The sequence below is a fragment of the Flavobacterium soyae genome (assembly GCF_021245985.1).
In the GTDB taxonomy this organism is placed as follows: Bacteria; Bacteroidota; Bacteroidia; order Flavobacteriales; family Flavobacteriaceae; genus Flavobacterium; species Flavobacterium soyae.
The window spans coordinates 49,445-71,846 of sequence record NZ_JAJQXA010000005.1 but is presented as its reverse complement, the minus strand read 5'-3'; the positions used below and the strand labels follow the sequence as shown (position 1 = coordinate 71,846).

At 32.7% G+C, this 22,402-nt stretch carries 21 protein-coding genes; 18 read left to right on the top strand and 3 right to left on the bottom strand.

Annotated elements, in window-relative coordinates; genetic code table 11:
• Positions 1-112 precede the first annotated feature (112 nt).
• Both LUU93_RS08260 and LUU93_RS08255 read right to left on the bottom strand, forming a co-directional pair.
• On the bottom strand, positions 113-1,027 hold the full coding sequence (locus LUU93_RS08260; RefSeq protein ID WP_232680217.1) for a glycoside hydrolase family 16 protein: 915 nt from the start codon (positions 1,025-1,027) through the stop codon (positions 113-115).
• Positions 1,028-1,660: 633 nt separating this feature from the next.
• The gene (locus tag LUU93_RS08255) at positions 1,661-2,491 is read right to left on the bottom strand and encodes a M57 family metalloprotease (protein WP_232680215.1); all 831 of its coding nucleotides are present in this window, start codon (positions 2,489-2,491) and stop codon (positions 1,661-1,663) included.
• 568 nt (positions 2,492-3,059) lie between these two features.
• On the opposite strand from LUU93_RS08255, the gene LUU93_RS08250 reads away from it, so the two are divergent.
• The 11 genes from LUU93_RS08250 to LUU93_RS08200 all read left to right on the top strand — a co-directional run bounded on the left by LUU93_RS08250 (position 3,060) and on the right by LUU93_RS08200 (position 13,707).
• The gene (locus LUU93_RS08250; protein WP_232680213.1) at positions 3,060-5,774 is read left to right on the top strand and encodes a S8 family serine peptidase; all 2,715 of its coding nucleotides are present in this window, start codon (positions 3,060-3,062) and stop codon (positions 5,772-5,774) included.
• Between the two features lie 147 nt (positions 5,775-5,921).
• Positions 5,922-6,668, top strand: coding sequence for a HesA/MoeB/ThiF family protein (locus tag LUU93_RS08245; RefSeq protein WP_232680211.1), 747 nt, complete (start codon positions 5,922-5,924; stop codon positions 6,666-6,668).
• 271 nt (positions 6,669-6,939) lie between these two features.
• Complete coding sequence (locus tag LUU93_RS08240) at positions 6,940-7,272, top strand: hypothetical protein (RefSeq protein ID WP_232680209.1); 333 nt, start codon at positions 6,940-6,942, stop codon at positions 7,270-7,272.
• An 87-nt stretch (positions 7,273-7,359) separates the two neighbouring features.
• Positions 7,360-9,360 carry a tetratricopeptide repeat protein gene (locus tag LUU93_RS08235; RefSeq protein ID WP_232680207.1) on the top strand — a complete coding sequence of 667 codons (2,001 nt, stop codon included), beginning with the start codon at positions 7,360-7,362 and terminating at the stop codon, positions 9,358-9,360.
• 79 nt (positions 9,361-9,439) lie between these two features.
• Entirely contained in the window at positions 9,440-9,772 is a 333-nt protein-coding gene (locus LUU93_RS08230; protein ID WP_232680205.1) for an NHLP leader peptide family RiPP precursor, read from the top strand.
• Between the two features lie 104 nt (positions 9,773-9,876).
• Complete coding sequence (locus LUU93_RS08225) at positions 9,877-10,209, top strand: NHLP leader peptide family RiPP precursor (RefSeq protein WP_232680203.1); 333 nt, start codon at positions 9,877-9,879, stop codon at positions 10,207-10,209.
• A gap of 28 nt (positions 10,210-10,237) precedes the next feature.
• A complete protein-coding gene (locus tag LUU93_RS08220; protein ID WP_232680201.1) occupies positions 10,238-10,591 on the top strand; it encodes an NHLP leader peptide family RiPP precursor in 354 nt (117 codons plus the stop codon).
• 29 nt (positions 10,592-10,620) lie between these two features.
• Positions 10,621-10,968 (top strand): NHLP leader peptide family RiPP precursor, encoded by a 348-nt coding sequence (locus LUU93_RS08215; protein WP_232680199.1) that lies wholly within the window; start codon positions 10,621-10,623, stop codon positions 10,966-10,968.
• Positions 10,969-11,007: 39 nt separating this feature from the next.
• Positions 11,008-11,367 carry a class IIb bacteriocin, lactobin A/cerein 7B family gene (locus LUU93_RS08210; RefSeq protein WP_232680184.1) on the top strand — a complete coding sequence of 120 codons (360 nt, stop codon included), beginning with the start codon at positions 11,008-11,010 and terminating at the stop codon, positions 11,365-11,367.
• A gap of 16 nt (positions 11,368-11,383) precedes the next feature.
• Positions 11,384-11,740: an NHLP leader peptide family RiPP precursor gene (locus LUU93_RS08205; protein ID WP_232680182.1), complete on the top strand. Its 357-nt coding sequence runs from the start codon at positions 11,384-11,386 to the stop codon at positions 11,738-11,740.
• 419 nt (positions 11,741-12,159) lie between these two features.
• Complete coding sequence (locus tag LUU93_RS08200) at positions 12,160-13,707, top strand: type 2 lanthipeptide synthetase LanM (protein ID WP_232680180.1); 1,548 nt, start codon at positions 12,160-12,162, stop codon at positions 13,705-13,707.
• Between the two features lie 29 nt (positions 13,708-13,736).
• On the opposite strand, the gene LUU93_RS08195 is transcribed toward LUU93_RS08200, so the two are convergent.
• The gene (locus LUU93_RS08195; protein WP_232680178.1) at positions 13,737-14,504 is read right to left on the bottom strand and encodes a response regulator transcription factor; all 768 of its coding nucleotides are present in this window, start codon (positions 14,502-14,504) and stop codon (positions 13,737-13,739) included.
• A gap of 301 nt (positions 14,505-14,805) precedes the next feature.
• On the opposite strand from LUU93_RS08195, the gene LUU93_RS08190 reads away from it, so the two are divergent.
• From LUU93_RS08190 to LUU93_RS08160, 7 genes are all read left to right on the top strand, one after another.
• On the top strand, positions 14,806-15,516 hold the full coding sequence (locus LUU93_RS08190; RefSeq protein ID WP_232680176.1) for a hypothetical protein: 711 nt from the start codon (positions 14,806-14,808) through the stop codon (positions 15,514-15,516).
• Between the two features lie 128 nt (positions 15,517-15,644).
• A complete protein-coding gene (locus LUU93_RS08185) occupies positions 15,645-16,289 on the top strand; it encodes a helix-turn-helix transcriptional regulator (RefSeq protein ID WP_232680174.1) in 645 nt (214 codons plus the stop codon).
• Positions 16,290-16,348: 59 nt separating this feature from the next.
• The gene (locus LUU93_RS08180) at positions 16,349-16,690 is read left to right on the top strand and encodes an NHLP leader peptide family RiPP precursor (RefSeq protein WP_232680172.1); all 342 of its coding nucleotides are present in this window, start codon (positions 16,349-16,351) and stop codon (positions 16,688-16,690) included.
• 91 nt (positions 16,691-16,781) lie between these two features.
• On the top strand, positions 16,782-17,303 hold the full coding sequence (locus LUU93_RS08175) for a cyclic nucleotide-binding domain-containing protein (protein ID WP_232680170.1): 522 nt from the start codon (positions 16,782-16,784) through the stop codon (positions 17,301-17,303).
• Between the two features lie 30 nt (positions 17,304-17,333).
• Entirely contained in the window at positions 17,334-18,902 is a 1,569-nt protein-coding gene (locus LUU93_RS08170; protein WP_232680167.1) for a TolC family protein, read from the top strand.
• 17 nt (positions 18,903-18,919) lie between these two features.
• Entirely contained in the window at positions 18,920-20,182 is a 1,263-nt protein-coding gene (locus tag LUU93_RS08165; protein ID WP_232680165.1) for an NHLP bacteriocin system secretion protein, read from the top strand.
• A 9-nt stretch (positions 20,183-20,191) separates the two neighbouring features.
• Positions 20,192-22,393 carry an NHLP family bacteriocin export ABC transporter peptidase/permease/ATPase subunit gene (locus tag LUU93_RS08160; protein WP_232680163.1) on the top strand — a complete coding sequence of 734 codons (2,202 nt, stop codon included), beginning with the start codon at positions 20,192-20,194 and terminating at the stop codon, positions 22,391-22,393.
• The last annotated feature ends 9 nt before the right edge of the window (positions 22,394-22,402 follow it).

Below are 22,402 nucleotides of genomic sequence, written 5' to 3'. Positions count from 1 at the left end.
AAGAGCTGTCTTGACCCTTGAGACAGTCTCTTTTTTTTTACTAAGAATCTGCTAGAAACAAAAAACACCACTTGAAAAAGCGGTGTTTTTTTATGCCTATTTTACTTTCTTATTATATCGGCTTCTTATATACCGTAACATCATCTACCCACATCATAACAGTTGTAAACAAATTAATTTTATTAGGGTTTATAAAATTTGAATCATTTGAACCTACATTCAAGTTGAAAATTATATTATGATTCTCAAATTTATTTAAATTAAGATTAGATACGCTGCTGTTAGTATATGTAGAAACTGTTGTATTATCGACCTTTATAGTTACCGTCACCACATTATCTTTCATTCTCCAGAAACATTCATATAAGTGCCATCCATTGTTTCCGTTTATATTAAATCCACCGGGATATTGTCGCTCTGCTGCGTTTCCTAATTGGTTCGCACCCACAGCAGTACCATAAAAAAGATTCGATGTAAAACGAGATGCATTTGGCGCAAAAGAATATCCTTCCATAATATCAATTTCTCCATGTGTAGGCCATCCATTTTCCTGAACAGTCCAGAAAGCGGGCCAAGCTCCATAAGTATCTGTAAATGATCTGTAATTAGCTCCATCCATTGCTAATAATTTAATATTGGCAGACAGCATATATTCGGTGTTATTTTCAGGTTTATATTGATAAACAGACTTAATAAATCCCGATTGGTATTTAGTGGCACTCAGCTTTGTAGTTTTAATTTCCAGACAGTCTCTTCCATCTCTTGATTGTATTGAAGGCACAGAACTATTGTAGTCACAATATCTGGAGTTGTAATCCGTACGCTGTACCTTTGTCCATTTTGAAAGTGAGGAGCCTACATTAAATGTATCTTCGAATTGTTTTATCCAGGGAGCTCCCGCTACTTTACTAGTACTTCTATTAGTACTTATATTATCCGTCATTTTTTCTGTTTCAGAATTTTCAACGCACGAAGAAAACCCTAAAACACATGTTAGCATTAATGTAATCATGTTTAATTTTTTCATAATTTTTTGGTTTAGATGTTAGTATTTAATTGTAATAATTGTTGGCTTTTAATTTCTTTTATATAATCCAGATTGTTTATAAACTGAAGAGCAGCCCCTCTATACAGTAATTTTTACAATACACATTTGGAGGATATTAGTTCGAAATCAACAGCAAAATTATTACTGATAAAAGTAAGTTTATATGAAAAAACTGAATAGTACATTTGACGCAGTTAATAGCATAGATGTTGTATTTTAATGTTATTTCAATAAAATATAACAGCAATTCCAAGTTCTGGACAATTGTATGAACTATGCGTAAATAAAAATGTTTTTTTACGTGTTCTTTGATAACGATTTCGAGAATTGTAAAAAGTCTTCTAAATAATTATCGCTATCTATTATTTACTAACTATTAAATTATTTATTAACCTTTAATTATTAAAAATGAAAATATAACTGTCAAATATCAGTTAAGTTAAATACTAGGTCAAATACGAACAGATATATAGGCGGCAGTCAAGAAATCTTATTAATTAAAAAATAATACGCTATTTAGGGCGAAATACCCAATAAAATAGAGGCTGCTTCACAAATTGTGAAACAGCCTCTTATATTTTGTAAAGAGAACTCTAATTCAACTTCTAATTTCTAATATAAATAATTCAGAGCTGTAACATCATTAGTATTGAAAGCTCCAGTCTCACTTGAAGTGAAACATGCTCTCATATAAGAAGTTGAATCATACCCTGTAGGTGTACCCGGGATATGAATTGCTCCAACACCGGCTGCTCCTTCATTTGAGTTCTGACCACAGCTCTGACGGCTGAAATAGTCTGTATGGCGTAAACCAATACAGTGTCCAATTTCGTGTGCGGCTACGTGTGCATTTACGTTTGTTGAGTAAGAATCTAACCCGGAATATAATGTAACTGAATTATAAGGTGCCCCTCCTGAAGGGAAACCTGCTACCCCGCCGGCAGATCCGGTTTGTCTCCGGACAACAATGTTTGCACCTGAAGTACTTGAACTAAAAGTAAGTGTAAAGTTAATAGACAATCCTAAATTATTATATCTGTTTATTGCAGCTGTCAATCCATTACGCATAACTGTACTAAGAGCTGTTGTACCAGTGCCTGTTAATCCAACAACTTTAATAGTTCTTGGGGCAGATACTAAATTAGTAGTGCGATATTGTTCTGTAGTAATACCTCCGTGAAGATCCATTTTATTTAATTGTTCTTCTGTCACTATAATGTCACCTTCTACCAGGAACGCATCCTCAGTGGTGCCATCTAACTTAGTGTTTTTAATCACTTGAACATCTTTGTTATTTAGTGCAAGTGCATCTATTTTATTTAACACATCTTGTGTTACTTTAAGAGATTCTTGATTTGATTGACCTGCTTCTTCTTCTTTATTACAGGACAATACGACTAGCGCTATAAATGACAACGCTAAAATTGATTTAATTTTCTTCATAATAATAGTTCTTTTTGGTTGTTTAAACAAGTTGATAAATCAGGGGTCTTTACAAAATATTAACAATATTTATATTCAAATTTATATAAATTTTAATCTTAAAATACTTATAAATAAATTATTTAACAAATTTAACATATTTTGTTATATTATTTTTATTAGATTTTTAATAATAATTATCTGATTATTATGGCAAGCCCAATAAAATCGATATTTAAATATAAATCAGCTTGTTAGACAGAATAATCCTGTTTCTAAATTTTATTTTGTTTAGCAGGTATTAAAAAATGATTTTACACTTTTGCATACCGTTTAAAATAAAAAAAGGGCTGCAAAAAGAGAATTACTCTTACAGATTTTGAAGATTTTGAATGAAATAAAAACTAATAAAATTTTTACAAATATTTTAATAACTTTGAATTATCTGCACAGATAAATATTTCAAATAGAAATCATTAAACATTAATTTCATCTTTGCTTTATCTCAATTAAGAAGTAAAAAGATCTGAAACAGTCAATTTTTGAGCGATTGATAACAATGTTACGATTGCCCTAACATTTACAATAAATGAAGAAACCAATTACTTTTCTCCTTTTTATGATAACGACAATCTGTCTCTCGCAAAATGCTGAAAGATGGAAGCAATACATAAAAAAAGAAAACGAAAGAAAATTTGAGAAATACTATTTTACATCTTTAAAAAATGCACATCACAACAAATACAAGGTTGTAAAAAAATTGGACAGTACTTTTTGTATTGTCGAAAATGAAAGTTTAAAATCTAATCGGCCTTTAAAAAAAATTCTACCGGTTAACAATTTATGGAAATTACCCTCAAATTTTTCAAATCATAAGGAAGACAAGCAGTATATAATAGCAGCTGATTCTATCAAAGGGTTAATTATTGACTTGAAATCAATGAACATTTCTGATATCAAAATACTTAATAACCATCTTGTAATCATAAAAAGTGATTCCCAAAAAATTATTGATGAAGTTATAGCTTTGAATAGCGCATCTTCTGTTTCACAGGAATCATTATTGCCAAAAGGTGAATCTAAAATAATAGATCAAAATTTCAGCATCAATTATATAAATAAAGCCATTGTTAATTTCCCTCTTTTAACAGGCGAAAATCAAATTGCATCTGTCAAAGATGATTTTTTTGATTTAAATGATATTGATCTATTAAATAAGCACATTCCTTCTTCAACACAATCTGCTGTTGTATCGAGCCATGCAACGGCTATGGCAACTATAATTTCCGGATTAGGAAACAGTTCTGCATTAGGAAAAGGAGTCGCTCAAAAGGCTAAGATACAATCGTCTGACTTTTTGAATATCTATCCTGATGAAGTAACAACTTTACAAGGTGCTGCCACTCAAAATCATTCCTATGGTACAGAGATTGAGAATTTTTATGGTTCACTCGCTAATGCTTATGATTCTCAGTTATCCTTAAATACTGTTTTAACACATTGTTTTTCCTCCGGTAATAGCGGACTTCAAGGTTATAAATCTATTACCGGTAATTTCAAGCAGTCCAAAAATAGTATCGTATTCGGCTGTGTTGACCAAAACGAAGTAATTATGCCGTTTTCTTCAAAAGGCCCAGCCTATGACGGTCGGATAAAACCAGAGTTAACGGCCTTTAGCACACAAGGAACTTCAAATGCTGCAGCATTAGCTGCAGGCATTATTACGCTTATGAAACAACATTATAAAACTATAAACAATGTTTCTTTGACGAACGCCCAAACAAAAGCAATTTTAATTAATAGTGCAAAAGATTTAGGCAGTAAAGGTCCAGATTTTACCTATGGTTATGGTAATATCAATGCTGATAAAAGTTTAAAAACGATCAGCGAAAACAGAATTATATCTGGCAATTTAATATCTGGAAAGACAAATTCACATATCATAACGCTTCCGGTAAATGCAAAAAACTTAAAAATTACATTAGTGTGGAACGATTTACCCGCTGCAATCAATAGTAATATAAGTTTGGTAAACGATTTAGACATAGAAGTTATTTCGCCAGACAACACTACTTTTTTGCCCTGGATTCTTAATCCTGATGTTCCTGATCAGCCAGCGGTAAGAGGAAAAGATAAAATTAATAATATTGAGCAAGTCACTGTTGAAAACCCTGTATCAGGAATTTATACTATTAATGCTATTGGTTCATATGTCTCGAATACGTCTCAAGAATACAGCATCGCTTATCAATATGAATTGGAAAATCAATTTGAATGGAATTACCCCGTTAAGAATGATAATTTCCCTTATGATGGCAAGACTATTTCCCCTTTCAAATGGAATTCATCTTTTTCCGGTACCTCCGGACAATTGTCTATTAGCTACAATAATGGACAGACTTGGGAAATTATCGCAAATGGCATAAATCTGGATAGTGAACAATTTACTTATACCCCTGCAGGGCAAAAATTTTCAAAGGCAAAATTAAAAATGACCATTGATAATACCGATTATATCTCTGACAGCTTTACGATTTCTTATGATTTAAATATCAGAACCAGCTTAGTTTGTGATGGCACAACAGAAATTAATTGGGACAAACCTGCCGATGTTGCTTCATTTAATATTTATCAGCTGACAGGAGATCATTTAGAATTTAAAGAGCAGACAACAAACACCAATTATATCTATACTGATGGAAAAATTTACACCGTAATTCCTGTATTTGACAATAGCGAAGGAATAAAAAGTGAGTCAACATTACAGTATGCACAAAACTCAAATTGCTATTTCGAGCTGGCTTTTGCGGAAGTTTATGAGGAGAACAAAGTAAAGATTAATGCCAGTCTTTTTAGCTTATTTAATATAAAAAGAATTGACTTAGTAAAAATAATTAATAATGACGAAAATGTTATTAGCGCAATAAATGATATCAATTCAAAAACATTTTCTTTTTTAGATACTGCCCCCATAAAAGGCAGTAATAAATATAAAATAAATATAATTTTAGAAAACAATAATGTAGTAAGTTCTCTAATTCTTGATACTAATTATTTGGGTGATGAGTTGTTTTTTGTCTACCCCACCCTTTTAGGCAGAAATGCAGCATTAAATATTGAAACCCAAAAAGAGGAAAACGCTATTTTCTATTTATACAATATCAGCGGGCAAAATATTATCACTTCCCCATTACTTTCTAAAAACAATAACATCAATCTAAAAAATCCTTCCTCTGGAATTTATCTCTATAAAATAATTACAAGCTTAGGCGAAATTCAAACAGGAAAAATTGAAGTTTTTTAAGCTATCGTTAGATGTTTATTTTTTAGGGCAAGGCAAAGAGCCGTGAAATAGATTTATAAAATAACAGATCTTACAAAATTCAGGTACTTTTGTTCTTCCCTATTTCTACTCAAAAAAATAAATTTTAATTATTGTAAAAGAATAAAAATGGATCAACGGCATATAAGAAATAGGCTTTATATTACTCCTGAAGAACAGGAAACCATAAAAAATACCCCAATATTACTAGGCGGTGCAGGTATTGGAAGTGTTATTGCAGAATGTTTATTAAGATTAGGTTTCGAAACCCTGACCATAATCGATGGAGATATTGTCGAATTATCAAATTTAAACAGGCAGAATTATACTGAAAAAAACATCTCACAACCAAAAGTAGAAGCCCTTAAGGAAAGATTACTTGCTATTAACAGCAACGCAAAAATTACGGTTCATAATTGTTTTTTAACGCCTGAGAATGTTGAAGAGCATATAACAGATTATAAAATTGCAATTAATGCTCTGGATTTTACTTCAGATGTTCCGCTTATGTTTGATTCCATCTGTCAGAAGAAAAAAATACCCGTTTTGCATCCGTATAATTTGGGATGGGGCGCATTGGTATTAGTTATTTCAGATGAAGAAGGACTGGAATCTTTAAGAAAACCAAATGAAAAATTTACCGAAATTAATGTAGTCGATTATGTTTTAGATTATATGAGATTTTGGGAAAAGCCTCAGCGATGGCTTGAAGAGATCCTGGAGCAATACAAAAATGAAGGTAAAAATCTTTCTCCTCCCCAACTCTCCATTGCATCCTGGATAGTCGCCGGAATTTGTACTAATATTGCGTTTGATATCGCTGCTAATAACCCCGTAAAAGTATTTCCTGAGTTTTATTTGACCACTATTAAATAAAAAATTTACAAAATCTGTTTTCATAGTTTATTTTCTCCAATATAAAAGATTTTTCTTAAAAGCTGCTTTCAAAACTCAATTTTGAAGCAGCTTTTTTATTAGTATTTTGAGTTCTATTTTCGATTTTCTTTCCACTTTTTAAATAACTATTGCAAAAAGAAAAGATAAAAACTGCAGCCTTTTTGTCAGTCTATTTGGCAATTCTATATCACATAATGCAAATAATTTTACAATAGCAGAATAATTAGGTCTAATCATAAATTATAAAAAAATGGAATTAACTAACGAACAAAAGGTTTTAGAATCTATTGTAAAAAAAGCATGGAAAGATCCGGTATTTAAGGACAATTTAATAAAGAGTCCTGTTGAGACAATAGAAAATTTCTTAGAACATCCAATCCATTTACCAGAAGGAAAAACATTAGCCTTTGTAGATCAGTCCAATTCTTCTACAATCTTTATTAATATTCCTGCTGAACCAGACTTTGAGGATATGGAATTGAATGAAGAACAACTGGATATAATTTCAGGAGGAGCAGAAGCAGATCATACACCGCCTATTATTGTGAGTGCTAGTAATTATTCCACAGGTATTTTTGGATAAAACCAAATACCGCAGGATAATTAACGTGGAATAAAACGTATGTGCTCGCTATGAACATATGCGTTTTTTTAATTTAAAACTACTATTGTGAAAATCTTGTTTACATATTTATTGTTTTTTTTATTTCTGGTAAACGGAACAGGTCTGGATGCACAATCAAAAATGTCATCTAAACATGCCCTGGAAAATATTCCTGAAAATAAGCAAACTGCTGATAGTTTATTAAACGCTGGAGAAAAACACCAAAATGCCGGGAAATTTTTAGAAGCAATGACTTTGTTCGAAAAAAGTTTGAAAATCTATCAAAAATCAAACAATCAAAAAGGTATTGGAGACAGCTACAATAAAATAGCAACAAACTATTATTATCAGGGAGATTATTTAAAAGCCCTTTCATACTTTACAAAGTGCAAGAAAACGTATGAAAAAGCCAATTTTCATAAAGGAGTTGCCGCAGCATTAAATAACATGGGCGCTGTTTATTATTACTTAGGCAACTATCCAAAGGCATTGGACTTTTACAGCCAGGTAATCAAAATTCAGAAAAAAATAGGCGACAAAAAAGTCATTGCCGCCGCCACACAAAACATTGGAGGAATATACGTTGATATTAGAGATTATACTAATGCGATGGTTTATTCTCAAAAAGCCAATGCCATTTACAGAGAATTAAAAGATTCCATAGGAATTTCTCATAACCTAAATGGGGCAGGTAAAATTTATATGATGCAGAAAGAATATGCAAAAGCCTATGATTATTTCAATCAGGCTTTGGCTATTGCAAATAAAATAGACGATAAACAAAAAACAATAGAAGTACTTTATAATTTGGGAGAACTTTTTAATACTCAGGGCGATCTTACCAAATCCTTGTCGTATTATAATCTTTGTTTGGCCTCTTCTCAAAAAATAAACAGTTTACAATATATAGGCATTACACAAGTTGCTATTGGCAATATATTAAACAAATTGGGAAATACCGACAAAGCGCTCAAAAAATGCAAAACAGGGCTCGATATTGCCGAAAGTCTTGGAGCGTTATCCGTTAAAAAAGATGCCTGCAAATGTCTTTACGAAACTTATAAATCGAGAGGCAACAATAATCTGGCGCTTAATTACTACGAAAAATCAAATGATTATAAAGACAGTTTACAATCTGAAGAAACATCTAACAAGATATTGAATATGGAGTTTCAAAAAGCAATGCTTATTGACAGTATAGCCTATGTTACAAAAGTGCATAAAATTGATCTTAAACATAAAGAAGAAGTTCAGAAGAAAGAAAAACAACGAAACTTAATCATTATCTCTCTTGGCTTTATCATACTGATTACTATCGCTTTATGGAATAGATTAAACTATGTTCGAAGATCCAGAAAAGCATTAACGATAGAAAAAGACCGTTCAGAAAAATTACTGCTAAACATTCTTCCGGAAGAAATAGCCGAAGAACTAAAAGAAAAAGGCTTTGTAAATGCCCGCGATTTTAATCTGGTTTCTATTCTTTTTACTGATTTTAAATCTTTTACACAGACTGCAGAAAAAATGACGCCGCAAAATCTTGTTGAAGAAATAAATGTCTGCTTCAAAGCTTTTGATTTTATCTCTGATAAGTACAACATCGAAAAAATTAAAACCATTGGAGATTCTTACATGGCTGCAGGCGGCATCCCTAATCCAGATAAAAATTCATTAAAAAACATTGTTTCGGCCGCATTAGAAATGCAGGAATTTATGATTCAGAGAAAAATAATCAATATAGCGGCAGATGTTCCGGCTTTTGAGATGCGTTTGGGCATTCACGCCGGACCTATTGTAGCAGGAATCGTGGGAGTAAAAAAGTTTCAATACGATGTTTGGGGAGATACTGTGAATACAGCAAGCCGAATTGAAAGCAACGGAATGGTTGAAAAAGTTAACATAAGCGAATCGCTGTATAATTTAATCAAGGATGAAAAATGTTTTGTATTTGAATACCGCGGTAAAATTTATGCAAAAGGCAAAGGAGAGATCAAAATGTATTTTGTCGAGAAAAGCGCAGTTTCACTGGTAAATACTCCTATAGTATTAGATCACAGCTATATATAAATAATATTTTGTCGGTTTTTTTGGCATTTTTATAATATTTTGAAGGACTAATTTTACATTATACAAAAGGAAATAAATCATGGAACAGAACAAAGAAGAAGAGGTTTTACGATTGGTAATTTCTAAAGCCTGGGAAGATGTTAATTTTAGAAAAAGCTTAATTGCAGATCCTATAAAAGCAATCGAAAATTTAACCGGAGCTAAAATTGTATTACCCGAAGGAAAAACACTTGTTGTAAACGATCAGACAGATAAGTCTAAAGTTTACATGAATATTCCAAGTGAACCCAATATAGAGGATATTGAACTAACAGAAGATCAATTAGAGATTATTGCCGGAGGCGGACAAACAGTTTGGATTGATTTAGTTAATAATTTATTTCCTGCTTTAAAAGATTACATCATAGTTTAAAAATAAAAGGGCAAATTAAATAGTAACCATTTAATTTCTGAACCAGCCCTCTTAAATACTTTAAATCAACGATTACTATTAATCAACTTTAAAAATTTATTATCATGGAATTTACACAAGAACAAAAAATGTACGCACAGATCGTACAAAGAGCATGGGAAGATGCAGATTTTAAAAAAGAATTAGTAGCAAACCCATTAGCTGCAATTGAAAAAGTAATTGGTAAAAAATTGAATTTACCAGAAGGAAAAACATTAGTAGTAAGAGATCAAACTGACGATTCTACAATTTACATCAATCTGCCTGCAAAAGCAAATTTAGATGATGTAGAATTAACAGAGAAAGAATTAGAAGTTGTTGCCGGAGGTTATACAACTCCTGCCGACTTAGCTCTAGAATATATAGCTGTTCCACTTGCTAAATGGCTGTTAAGCTAAAAAACTAACCAATATAAATTTAAGTATCATGGAATTAACTCAAGAACAAAAGATTTACGCAGAAATTGTGCAAAAAGCATGGGAAGACGCTGCATTTAAAAATGAATTAGTATCAAACCCAATAGCTGCAATTGAAAAATTTACTGGTAAAAAATTGAATCTGCCTGCAGGTAAAACATTAGTAGTAAAAGATCAAACCAACGATTCTACTATTTATATCAACATTCCAGTTTCTACAAAATATGCAGATACGGAATTAACTGATGATCAACTAGAAGCTGCTGCCGGCGGTGTAATTGAGGGAGGATGTTTCCCGCCAGATTTTCCAGGCGGAATATGGCACCCAACTCCAACATTCCCAAAAGACATTATTCTTTTCTAAATAAATTAACCAATCTAAAATATTATATCATGGAATTTACACAAGAACAAAAGCTTTATGCAGAGCTGGTACAAAAAGCATGGGAAAATGCCGAATTTAAAAAAGAGTTAATTGCAAATCCTGTTGCTGCAATTGAAAAATTTACAGGAAAAAAATTGAATCTGCCTGCAGGTAAAACAATCGTAGTAAGAGATCAAACTGATGATTCTGTTGTTTACATCAACATTCCTGCTGCGACAAAACAACCAGCAGACGCACAATTAAGCGAAGAACAGTTAGAGTCTGTTGCCGGAGGTGTTTCTATATGGCCTCCAATTGGAACATTCCCTTGGGACCCTACACCAACTTTTCCAACTATTCCAATTGAAACAATCTAATCAACCACTATTCTATTAACAATATAAAAAAATATAAAGATGAAATATACTAAAGAACATCAGGAAAAAGGAGCAGAATTAATGAAAAGTCTTATAGAAAAAGCATGGGAAAGTGCTTCTTTCAAAGATCAATTAATAAAAAATCCTCTGGCAACAATTCAGGAATTTACTAACAAAAGCTTTGTATTGCCAGAAAACCAAAGCATTGTAGTAGAAGACCAAACCAACGAATCAGTAATTTATTTTAATATTCCTGCAGAGCCAAACTTGGACGGTTTAGAATTAACTGAAGAGCAGTTAGAATTAGTTGCAGGCGGACTTACACCAGCAGTTGTTATAGGACTTTATGCATTAGGTGTAGCAGCATTTGCAGCAGGAGTACAACTTTATAATCAATAATTTAAATCTTACAGACATGAAAATTTCACAAGACGCTCAAATACAAGGACAAGAATTATTAAAAACTCTAGTCGAAAAAGCATGGCAAAGCCCTGACTTTAAAAATCAATTATTAACAAACCCTCAAGCAGCTATTGAAGCGGTTACTGGTAAAAAATCATCAAGCAATAAAAAAATTGTAGTTGAAGATCAAAGCAGTGATTCTATCATTTACTTCAATATTCCGGCTGAACCAAAATTAGACGAGTTAGAATTATCTGCTGAGCAATTAGAAATCGTTGCCGGTGGTCTTACTCCTTTAACTTTAGTTGTTGTTGTTGGTACTGTAGCCGGCGGCTTTGGAGCTGCAGCTTTATGGGACTACATTAATTAAGAAATAAAAATATAATGTTAAAATAAAAACCCTTGAACGATTTCAGGTTTATTAAATTTTGAAATTAAAGTTCAAGGGTTTTCTCTAAAATTAAAAAAGATGGAAAAGCAAGGGCAAATATCATTATTCGCAGGGATTTTTTTAGTAATTTCCGGATCAATATTAGTGAGCTTTAAATATAATTTCCTTGGCACAGCCAGTTTTATTTTGGCAATTATAGTACTATTTTACAGCGTTGTTCAGCTAAACAAGAATAAGAAATCGTAAACTTATTCGATTAAAAAATATAATACACCCTGTGTGCAAGCGAAGGGTGTTTTTAATTTTTAAACATTCCTACAGCTTTTTTTTTAGCAAATAAAAAAAAAGCATTACTTCCCTTATCACTCAGCATTCTTTTCACACTAAAGCCCTAGAAAATGAATAATCAATCTACCTGTTTTATCAGCAAAAATTTTGAAACGATTCCTTTCGTGGAAATCATTCTTCCTTATGCAGAATGTTTTCTGGAAAGTCTAAAATCAAAATTACCGGATAATGCCAAAGAAAAACTGCATTTGGAACTGGTAAAAGAGCTGAGCACTTTTTCAGAAATTATTTTACAGCATTCATTAGATTCATTCGTTCTCGAAGGCAATACGGAGATAGAAATTTTTACAGCAAAAATGAATCAATCGTTAGCTGTAGATTTTCCCGTTTTAGATTATATGATGAAACAAAAAACAGCCAATTTTTCTCGTCATATTTCCAAAATCATTGATCGCTTTTATAACGATTATGAAAAGATAAAAGCTGTATTTAAGCTGAGTGAAGTACAAATTACAGATATTGACGCAAGTCTTGGTGACGGTCATAACGGCGAAGGAACTGCTTTGATTCATTTATCAAATAAAACCAAACTGATCTACAAACCCAGAAATGTCAATTTGACCAATTCTTATAATGTACTAATCAATTGGATCAATCAAAAATTAAAATTAGATTTAAAAACATTTCAGGCACTTGATTGCGGCGAATATGGATGGCTGGAATTTGTAAATAACGAAGAAATAACTTCTGAAAATGATTTAGAAGAATATTATCATAAAGCAGGGGCTTTGCTTGCTACGGCCTATCTTTTGGGAAGTAAAGACTGCCATCGCGAAAATGTTATTGCATCTGGAAAAAACCCTGTTATTATAGATCACGAAACCATTATTCAGCCTTTTTTATCAAATGGTCTAATTAATAATTCCTGGGATGACCAATGTAAAATACCTAATTTATCGGTTCTGGAAAACGCTTTGATAGTTAATGACGATACCGGAGTTCCAATACATTTTGCAGGTTACGGTGTTCACAATAACTTACAGGCAACAGAATTGGAAAAAAGAATTATCAACCCAAATACTATAAACTCTAAAAGGGTAACGCGTTTTTTATTCACAAAAATTGCAGAAAACAATATTCCGAAATTTAAAGACAATTACGTATTTCCAACCAATTACAGTAGTAGTTTTCTCGAAGGGTTTTCTATAGTGTATGACCTGTTTTCGAATAATAAAGAAGAATTAAAATCTCTTAATTCACCAATTGAGGTGTTTAAAAATCAAGAAGTAAGGTATGTTTGGAGACCTACTTTTATATATTTTAAGATATTAAAATTTATGCGTACTGCGGCTCTCATGACGAGTTTTGAAGTTTATAATGCCAAACTGGAAGAGTTACTGTCTAAGGCTTACATTGGACAAAATATGGAAAGGTACAAATTTATATTTGATTTCGAATTACAGCAGATGCTTAACGGAGACATTCCTATTTTTAGCCTAAATAGTCTGGATAATGCTCTTAATTGTAATGAATCTTTCAAAATATTCGAATTCAATTGTATTGAAAATATAAAAAGAAGAATTGATGCAATTTCTCCTGAACATAAAAAGGAACAATTAAAATTTATTAATCGCTGGATTAATATTAAAGGAAATTAAAGAGACAATATAGCCCTAAAACGTACTTATTATATCAGCTTATTATTTGTAGCATACGCAATCGCTTCTGTGATACTGGTTACCTCCAGTCTTTCAAATAATTTTCTGCGGTGAAATTTTACAGTATCGGGAGAAACAAATATTTCATCGGCAATTTCGTTTATCGTAAAACCTCTTGTAGAAAGCTGCAAAATTTCTTTTTCCCTTTTTGATAAAGAAACTTTTTTAGATTCTTCCCAATGGTCTTTATCCAGATTATAGTTGTACACTTTATTCTCGCCGTTTTTATGAATTTTAATGTTTCCCGCCTTACGTTCAGATGATAACGAAATAATACAGATCGCTTTCCATATTTTTCCAGTATTGGTTAAAAAAACCGGAGTAAGTTTCTGGTTGATTAAGATTAATTTTCCTTCCTGGTTTTTTAAATGAAAATCATAAGAGATCGTATAGAGAATTCTCTCATTCAGTGGTATTTTTTCATAAAAATCAAATCCAACAGAATTGATCTTCAATAATAACTCCAAATCTATTGAGGGAACGTGTTTAAAATAAAAAGCATATCCCATTTCCAGAACTTCCTCTGCCGTATTTCCGCATAAAAATAACGGATTATCTGAAACAAATTCAAAACCTTGTTCCAAATAATCTATAACATAAATGCTCGTATATGTTGCCCTTGCAAATGCCTTTATAGGTTCTAAATAATTATTTTTTTGTACTCTCTCTTCATCTGTCAAGCCATCAATTGTATTTCTGGAATCAAAAAATGAATTTAAATCTGGTTCTTTCATCATACCTAATTTTAATTCAAATTTAACTTTTTTTTATTATGTCTGAAAAAAATTACAAGGCTATTAGGTAATAACAACATTAAAACTTACTGACTTTCAATTTGTTACTATGCCTTTTCTAAAATGACTGCAGATTTTCTATAAAAGTCATATAAAATCAGGGGTTATCCAAAAATTGACTCATTTACCTTCATTAAATATTCTTTTCTTCTTTGCATTACAATTTAAAACTGCCGCTACACAAAAGTGTAGTTTATTGATTTTCAAATAAATACTATTATTTAGTGTAGTAAAATAATGACATATGAAAATTAGCTTTGTTAGGAACCAACGAACCAAAGAACTCATGATTATAACTCAAAATTACCTAGAAAGACTAGAACTAGACCAGCTGAGTGAATTAGCCAAGTTTGTAGTCGAAGAGAACTTCAGTCATCATTGTGAAGATGTAAATAGTAATGAACTTGTAACAGACACTCAGGAAGTGTATGATGAAGAATTAAATTATTTTAAAGATTCTGAAATTTTCGTTGCAAAAGATTTTTCAGGAAATATTCAGGGATCGATTAGAGTAATTAAATGGGATTATAAAACAAAACTCCCCCTTCAGAAAATTTTTAATATCGATCCATTAAGCGTCTTCGGCTATTCTGACCAGTTCTCATCCGTTTGGCACATTGGCCGATTTGCAACTAAAAAAAATCTCAAGGATAAAACTCTTTTTAAAAAATTAATGGTTTGTGCCATTGCTCCCATTTGTGAACAAAAAAATGGTGTTGCCTTTGCCGAGTGCGACAGCAAATTATTAAGAATTATGAACCTGCTGGGAATAAAAGCTCAGGTTATAGGAGCCTCTGCTCACTATCTGGGTTCTGAAACTATACCAATAGCATTGAATTACGATGGCTTAAAGGAGTTTTATAATAACAATAAAAATTTTGTAACCTCCTTCTCTATCGATAAAATATCCCCTAAATCCTTTAAAAAGAGAAAGTATCACTCCCAAGCATGTTAATTCTTCCTCCTAAATAAATTAAGATATAAGCCAAAACCACTATACCCCAAATACTGCACAGTAAAAGACCCAATTAAAATTTTTCAAATTATTGATTAACAGTTAATTCTATTACAATCATGAATGAAATGATAAAAAATACCACAATAGATTGGTCTTCTCCAGATATTTTGAACCAGATAGTTCAGAATATTAAAAACCCGTTAGAAAACATTATTGAGGCCAGCAAGCCCAGTATAACAGATACTAAAACACAAAGTGAAATTATTTTTTCGAGCAGCAAACAAATTAATGACCTGATTGATGAAATTTTAGATGGAATCAAATCTAAATCGGTAAGCCTGACAGTTCAGGGACGTCCGGAAATTTTTGACATTTATGAATCTAATAAAAATGTTCAGGAATTGTGTGTAAATAAAATTAATCCACAAAAAGTGACAAAATTAGATCAGGACTGGTTACTGAATTTAGAAAAAGAAATTTACAATTCTATCAGCCAAAATGATATGAACCTTTATGAACTGTCTTATAAAATGGCAGTAAGCGAAAGACAGCTGCATAGAAAAATTGCAAATTTAGTTTACCTCACACCCAATAAGTACATCCGAATATTGAAACTTCATAGAGCTAAATACATGATTGATAATTATATACAAAACTCAATTTCACAAATAGCCTATTCTGTTGGGTACAACGATGTACATTATTTCTCAAAATTGTTTTCGTATCAATATGACATTTCACCTAAAGAACTAATAAATTCTTTACGGTAAAACACTGTTAATCAAAACCATAAAAAATTAAACAAAATATAAATTTAAGACTAAATAAAATGATTTTAACAGAAGAACAAAAAAAGGGTCAGGATGTTTTTTTTAGGATAATTACAGAAGCCTGGGTAAACGATGATTTTAAAAAATCATTAATTACAAACCCCGAAGAAACATTAGAAAAGTTTTTTGGCAGAAAATTACCCATCGGAAAAAAGATCAAAGTGACAGACCAGTCTGATCCCGAATATCTGTACATCAATATTCCTATAAAGATGCAGCAAAAGGATCAGGAATTAGATGAAAAAAAGCTGGACAAATTAAGCGGAGGAACTTCTAATCGCACTAGTAGTACTATTGACTATGAAGGTTTATACGATTCTTTGGGGAATATGTATAAATAGAAAATTTCAGGTGTCAGAAATCACAGATTCTTTGTCTTAATCAACAAACGAATTACAAATAAATTAGTATAACCTTAAAAAAAATAAAATTATGAAAAGAGCACTTTTTTTCTTAGGTCAGTTTAATAACAGAGATGTAGAATGGTTCATTAACAATGGCCAGAAAATAGAATTAGGAAACGGTGAAAGACTTATCCAAAAAGGCAATTTTATTGATAGTCTATACATCGTGTTATCAGGTCAATTATCTGTATGTGCAGAGAATGGTGATAAGCAAGACATTGCAACATTAGGATCTGGAGAGGTTGTTGGCGAAATGTCTTTTTTAGAAACAAGACCGCCGTCAGTTTCTGTAATTGCTAAAAAAACATCCGTAGTTTATAAAATATCCCGCGAGGTGATCGAAATGCGGCTTACAACAAACCCAGATTTCAAAGCCAATTTTTATTATGGTTTAGCCTTGTTTCTGTCTAACAGATTAAGAAAAACAACAGATCAATTAGGTTACGGAACACCGGAAGAAGAAGATTTAATCGATACAAAAATTTTAGATGGTGTTGCACAGGCCGGCTCACGTTTTGGGCAGATTCTGCATCGATTTTCGGAGGCATAATAAAATATAAATTTTAAGACCAAAATTTAAATGAGATTATACTATTCCTTTTTTGCGATATGGATTGCAGCTGTTAATAACTTACAAAGCCAGTCTAAAATTAAATGTGATTTAACTGAAATTTCCAGCATAGCTTTTGACAAAAGCCCAAATATTAAAAGGACTTACTATGCGATACAAAATGCCGAAGGAGAACTTCAGGTACAATGGAGCACATTTGATTTTAATTTAAACTCGGCACTTTCTTATCAAAACAGCAGGCTGAATCTCTATGATGCTGATCCTAGAAATCAGTATATAGACAGATCGCTGAAGTCAAATTCAGTAGATTTTTCAGCTGGTTTGCAAAAAAGATTTAGGACTTCGCAAATTGCCGAAGTAAGTTTAAGATATCTCTATAATGACAGTAATTTTCCGCTTAATACATTCAATCAGTTTGTAGGGCCGTTTTATGGAAATCATACCGGGGTACTTAATTTTTCATTAACACAGCCTCTTTTAAGAGGAAGAGGAAAAAAAACAGCAACAACAGGAGAGAAAACAGCAAGCCTTTATATTGATAAAAACAAATTTGATTACGAGTTTACAAATTCATATGAAATCCTGCAAATTGGTATTGCTTATTGGACTTATTATACCGCATTTAAAAGTCTGGATGTTTACAAACAAAACGAAAGCCGGGTAAGGAACGTATTAGAAATAACAAAAGAATTAATAAAAGCAGACAAAAAACCTGAGAGCGATATGGCTCAGGTAAATGCCGATTTAACCAATCAGGAAAGGTTAACCTTTACTGCACAGCAAAATTTATATAACGCAAGATTAAATTTAGGAAGAGCAATAGGTTTATCTGACGAAGAAAGCCAGCAGCTGGGTGATCCTGCAAGCAATTTTCCGGTGGTTACAGAAAGTGGATACAAGGAAAATATCGATAAAAAAGCACTCATTAAAAGAGCCAAAGACAATCGAGGCGATTTAAAAGCCATTCAAAAAGTTACAGAAGCGGTAGAACTCCAATATCAATTGGCCGAAAATAATTTGAAACCTCAGCTGGATTTAACCGGTTTTGCCTATTACGGCAGCACAAGTGTGGGAAACGGAGTCGATAAAACATTCTCTTCATTTGTAAACAACCAGGGTCAGGATCTTGGCGTGGGAGCAAAATTGACCTTCACATTTGCTTTAAATAATAATCTGGCAAAAGGAAATTATTCGATTAATAAAATTGCTGTACAAGATCAGGCTATAATAAGCGATAATACCAATCGAAATGTCGATTTAAATATAAATGCGGCACTTAATAACTTAAACAATAGTGTCTTAATTCTTGAAAAAGCAAAAGAATCTATGGGATTTCACAAAGAAGCTTTTGACAACGAACAAATAAAATTTCAAATGGGCCTAACCACTCTTTTAAATTTAATGTTGTTTCAGGAAAGATTCACCTATTCAGAATTAGAATATCTAAATGCAGAACAGCAGTTTTCAAATGCAATTATAAGCCTCAGACACGAAACAGGTACACTTGTCTCTAAAGAAAACCTTGATTTTAAAGTTATTCCAAATGCATTTTACACTGTTCCAAATACAGAAAATTAATAAAAAACCCAGAAACTATGTCAGCAAGTTTTTTCAGAAAATCAGCATTAGAAAAGCTTTCTACTCCAGAAAAATTAGATCAGTTAATTAAAGTTACAGGCCCCAAAGCCTGGATCGCGCTTGTTACCGTTGCAGCAGCACTATTTACAGGTGTATTATGGGCATTTATGGGCACAGTAAAAACAAAACTAGATGTAATTGGGGTTGTTCAGGGAGGCGAAGTTCACGAAGTTGTAGCTACATCGCAGGGGCAGCTGGTAGAATTAAAAGTGGCAATTGGAGATCATGTAAAAAAAGGTGATGTCATTGCCACGATACAGCAGCCGGAACTACACCAGCAAATAGAAGATGCAAAGGCAGTAGTATCAGATCGAAAATTTGAAATGGGAAAACTGGCTTCTTATGGAAGCCAGGGAACACAACTGCAAAGTGAATTGATTAAACAAACACGCGTAAGTATTCAGGGCGAAATTGAAGCAGAAAAAAAGAAATTAATTTTCCTGAACAATCAGCTGGAATCAGAGAATGGTCTTCTTAGCAAAGGTTTAATAACCAAATCTGAAGTGGCAGTTACGAGACAGCAAATTGAAGCTTCAAAAAATACTATTGAACGTTTAAAAGGACAAACTGTAGAAACCTCGACACAGCAGCACAATTTAGGTTATGATCTGCAGCAAAAAGTAACATTGCAAAGCCAGAGAATTGCTGAAGCCGAACGAAATCTCCAATTTTTAACCGAAAGATACGATCAGCAGAAAAACATAAAAAGCCCGTATGACGGAGAAGTTATAGAGGTTTTAACAGATGCGGGAATTGTTGTCGCTGCTGGAACTCCCCTATTTAAACTCAAAAACCTCAGCGAAGCAAAACTAGCTGTGTTAAAAGGAGTTTTATACATTCCGTCACAAGATGGAAAAAAAATACGAAAAGGCATGGAAGCTTTAGTAGTTCCGTCGACCGTTCAGCCGCAGGAATATGGATTTATAAAAGGCAAAGTAACTTATGTTTCTGATTTTCCTGTTACACAGCAAGGTATGCTGACTTCTGTTAAAAATGATCAGCTTGCAAAAGGACTTTTGGCACAAGGCCCATTATTTGAAGTTCATGTTGATTTTGAAAAAGACCCAAAATCATACAGCGGATTTAAATGGACATCGGCAAAAGGACCGGATATTTTTATAAAAGAAGGTACTTCATGCATGGGAAAAGTAACCATAAAACAAGAACCTCCTGTAACGATAGTAGTTCCCGCATTCAAGAAATTTTTTGATTTATATTAATAAATACAAATGGGAGATATTGCAAATTTTGTTATTGAAAAACAAGCCCGGCCAGTTAAGGTTCCAACTGTATTACAGATGGAAAGCGTGGAATGCGGCGCGGCAGCTTTAAGTATTATTTTAGGACATTTTGGTAAATTCGTTCCTTTAGAAAAATTAAGAATAGCCTGTGGTGTTTCCAGAGATGGGCTTAAAGCAACTAACATCATTAAGGCCGCTAAAGAATTTGGGTTAGACGCAAAAGGATATGCCAAATCTATTGAAAAGCTAATGCAGATTAAAACGCCTGCCATCATTTTTTGGAATTTTAATCACTTCTTAGTACTCGAAGGTTTTACCAAAAAAAAGGTATACTTAAGCGATCCTGCCCAAGGAAGATACTCCGTAAGCCATCAGGAATTTGATGATGCTTATACCGGAGTGGTTTTGACTTTTGATCCTAACGAAAGTTTTGAAAAAGGAAATGAGAAAAAAGGACTTATGGGTTCTTTACTTTCAAGAGTAGCCAGTTCTAAATTAAGCATAACTTACATCATTATTGCCAGTTTATTTTTAGTAATTCCGGGTTTAATAATTCCTTCGTTTCTTACCGTTTTTATAGATAAATATCTGGTCAACAATTTTTCTGGTTTTGTAATGCCGTTATTGTTGATAATGGGCGGAATCTTAATTATTAATTCGGTTTTAGTATATCTTCAGCAATACTTTTTACTCAAGCTGGAAACAAAATTAGCCTTAGTTACTTCCAGTAAGTTTTTGTGGCATGTTTTTCATTTACCAATTGCTTTTTTTACACAGCGTTACAGCGGAGAAGTTGGCAACAGGGTTTCTTTAAATGATAAAGTTGCCAAATTATTAAGCGGTGATTTAGCTAATGCAGCCTTAAATGTTATAGTGGTCATTTTTTATGCGATACTAATGTTTTCTTATGATGTTACGCTGACCTTAATCGGGATTTTTATGGCGGCATTAAATATCATCATCTTAAAATGTGTGGCCACAGCCAGAAAAGACGGAAGCCGCCGATTAAGTAACGAAACCGGAAAATTGTTAGGTACAACTACTTCTGGAATCAGCATGATTGAAACCTTAAAAGCATCCGGAAGAGAAAATGATTTTTTTACCAACTGGATTGGATATTTGGCCAAAGTAATGAACGCACAGCAAGAACTGGGCTGGTTAACTATTCGATTAAATGTTCTTCCTAATTTGATCACATCATTAACAAATTTCTTAATTCTGGGAATTGGAGCTTTACGAATTATGGACGGCGAAATGACCCTTGGAGCATTAGTAGCCTTTACTTATTTGATGAACAATTTTATTACACCCGTTAACCAATTGGTAACCGTAGGTAATACACTGCATGAAACAGAAAGTGACATGGGCCGAATAGATGATGTATTGAATTATGAAATTGATAATCAGTTTAGAGAAAAAGAATCCAATCAAAACTCACAGTCCGATCATAACGAAATTCCTAAAAACAAACTGATTGGGTATTTTGAAATGAAAGATGTCACATTTGGGTATAATACAACAATGCCGGCATTAATAGAAAATTTCAATTTAAAATTAAAACCCGGAAGCAGAGTTGCCTTAGTAGGAGGTTCCGGAAGTGGAAAATCAACAGTAGCCAAAATAGCTTCAGGACTTTATGATCCGTGGAAAGGTGAAGTTTTATTAGATGGAAAAAACAGAGAAACCATTGCAAGAAACATCATTACAAGTTCATTAGCCGTAGTAGATCAGGATGTTATTGTATTTAATGGCACAATTAAAGAAAACATCTCTTTTTGGGATTCTATGATTTCAGAAAAACACATTATAAATTCTGCACGCGATGCTGCAATTCACGATGTTATTTCTGCCAGAAGTGATGGTTATGACAGCGCTGTAATGGAAGGCGGAACCAATTTTAGCGGCGGACAGCGTCAGCGTATCGAAATTGCCAGAGCCTTATCCGGTAACCCGACTATCTTAGTTATGGATGAAGCCACCAGCGCCCTTGATCCAACTACTGAAAAAACGGTAATGGATAATATCAAGAAAAGAGGCTGTACCTGCCTGATTGTAGCGCACAGACTAAGCACTATTATTGATTGTGACGAAATAATAGTAATGGAGCTGGGAAAAATAGTAGAACGTGGTTCTCATCAGGAATTGCTAAAACAAAATGGAGTTTATGCACATTTGATCGAATCAAAATAAATTTAATAC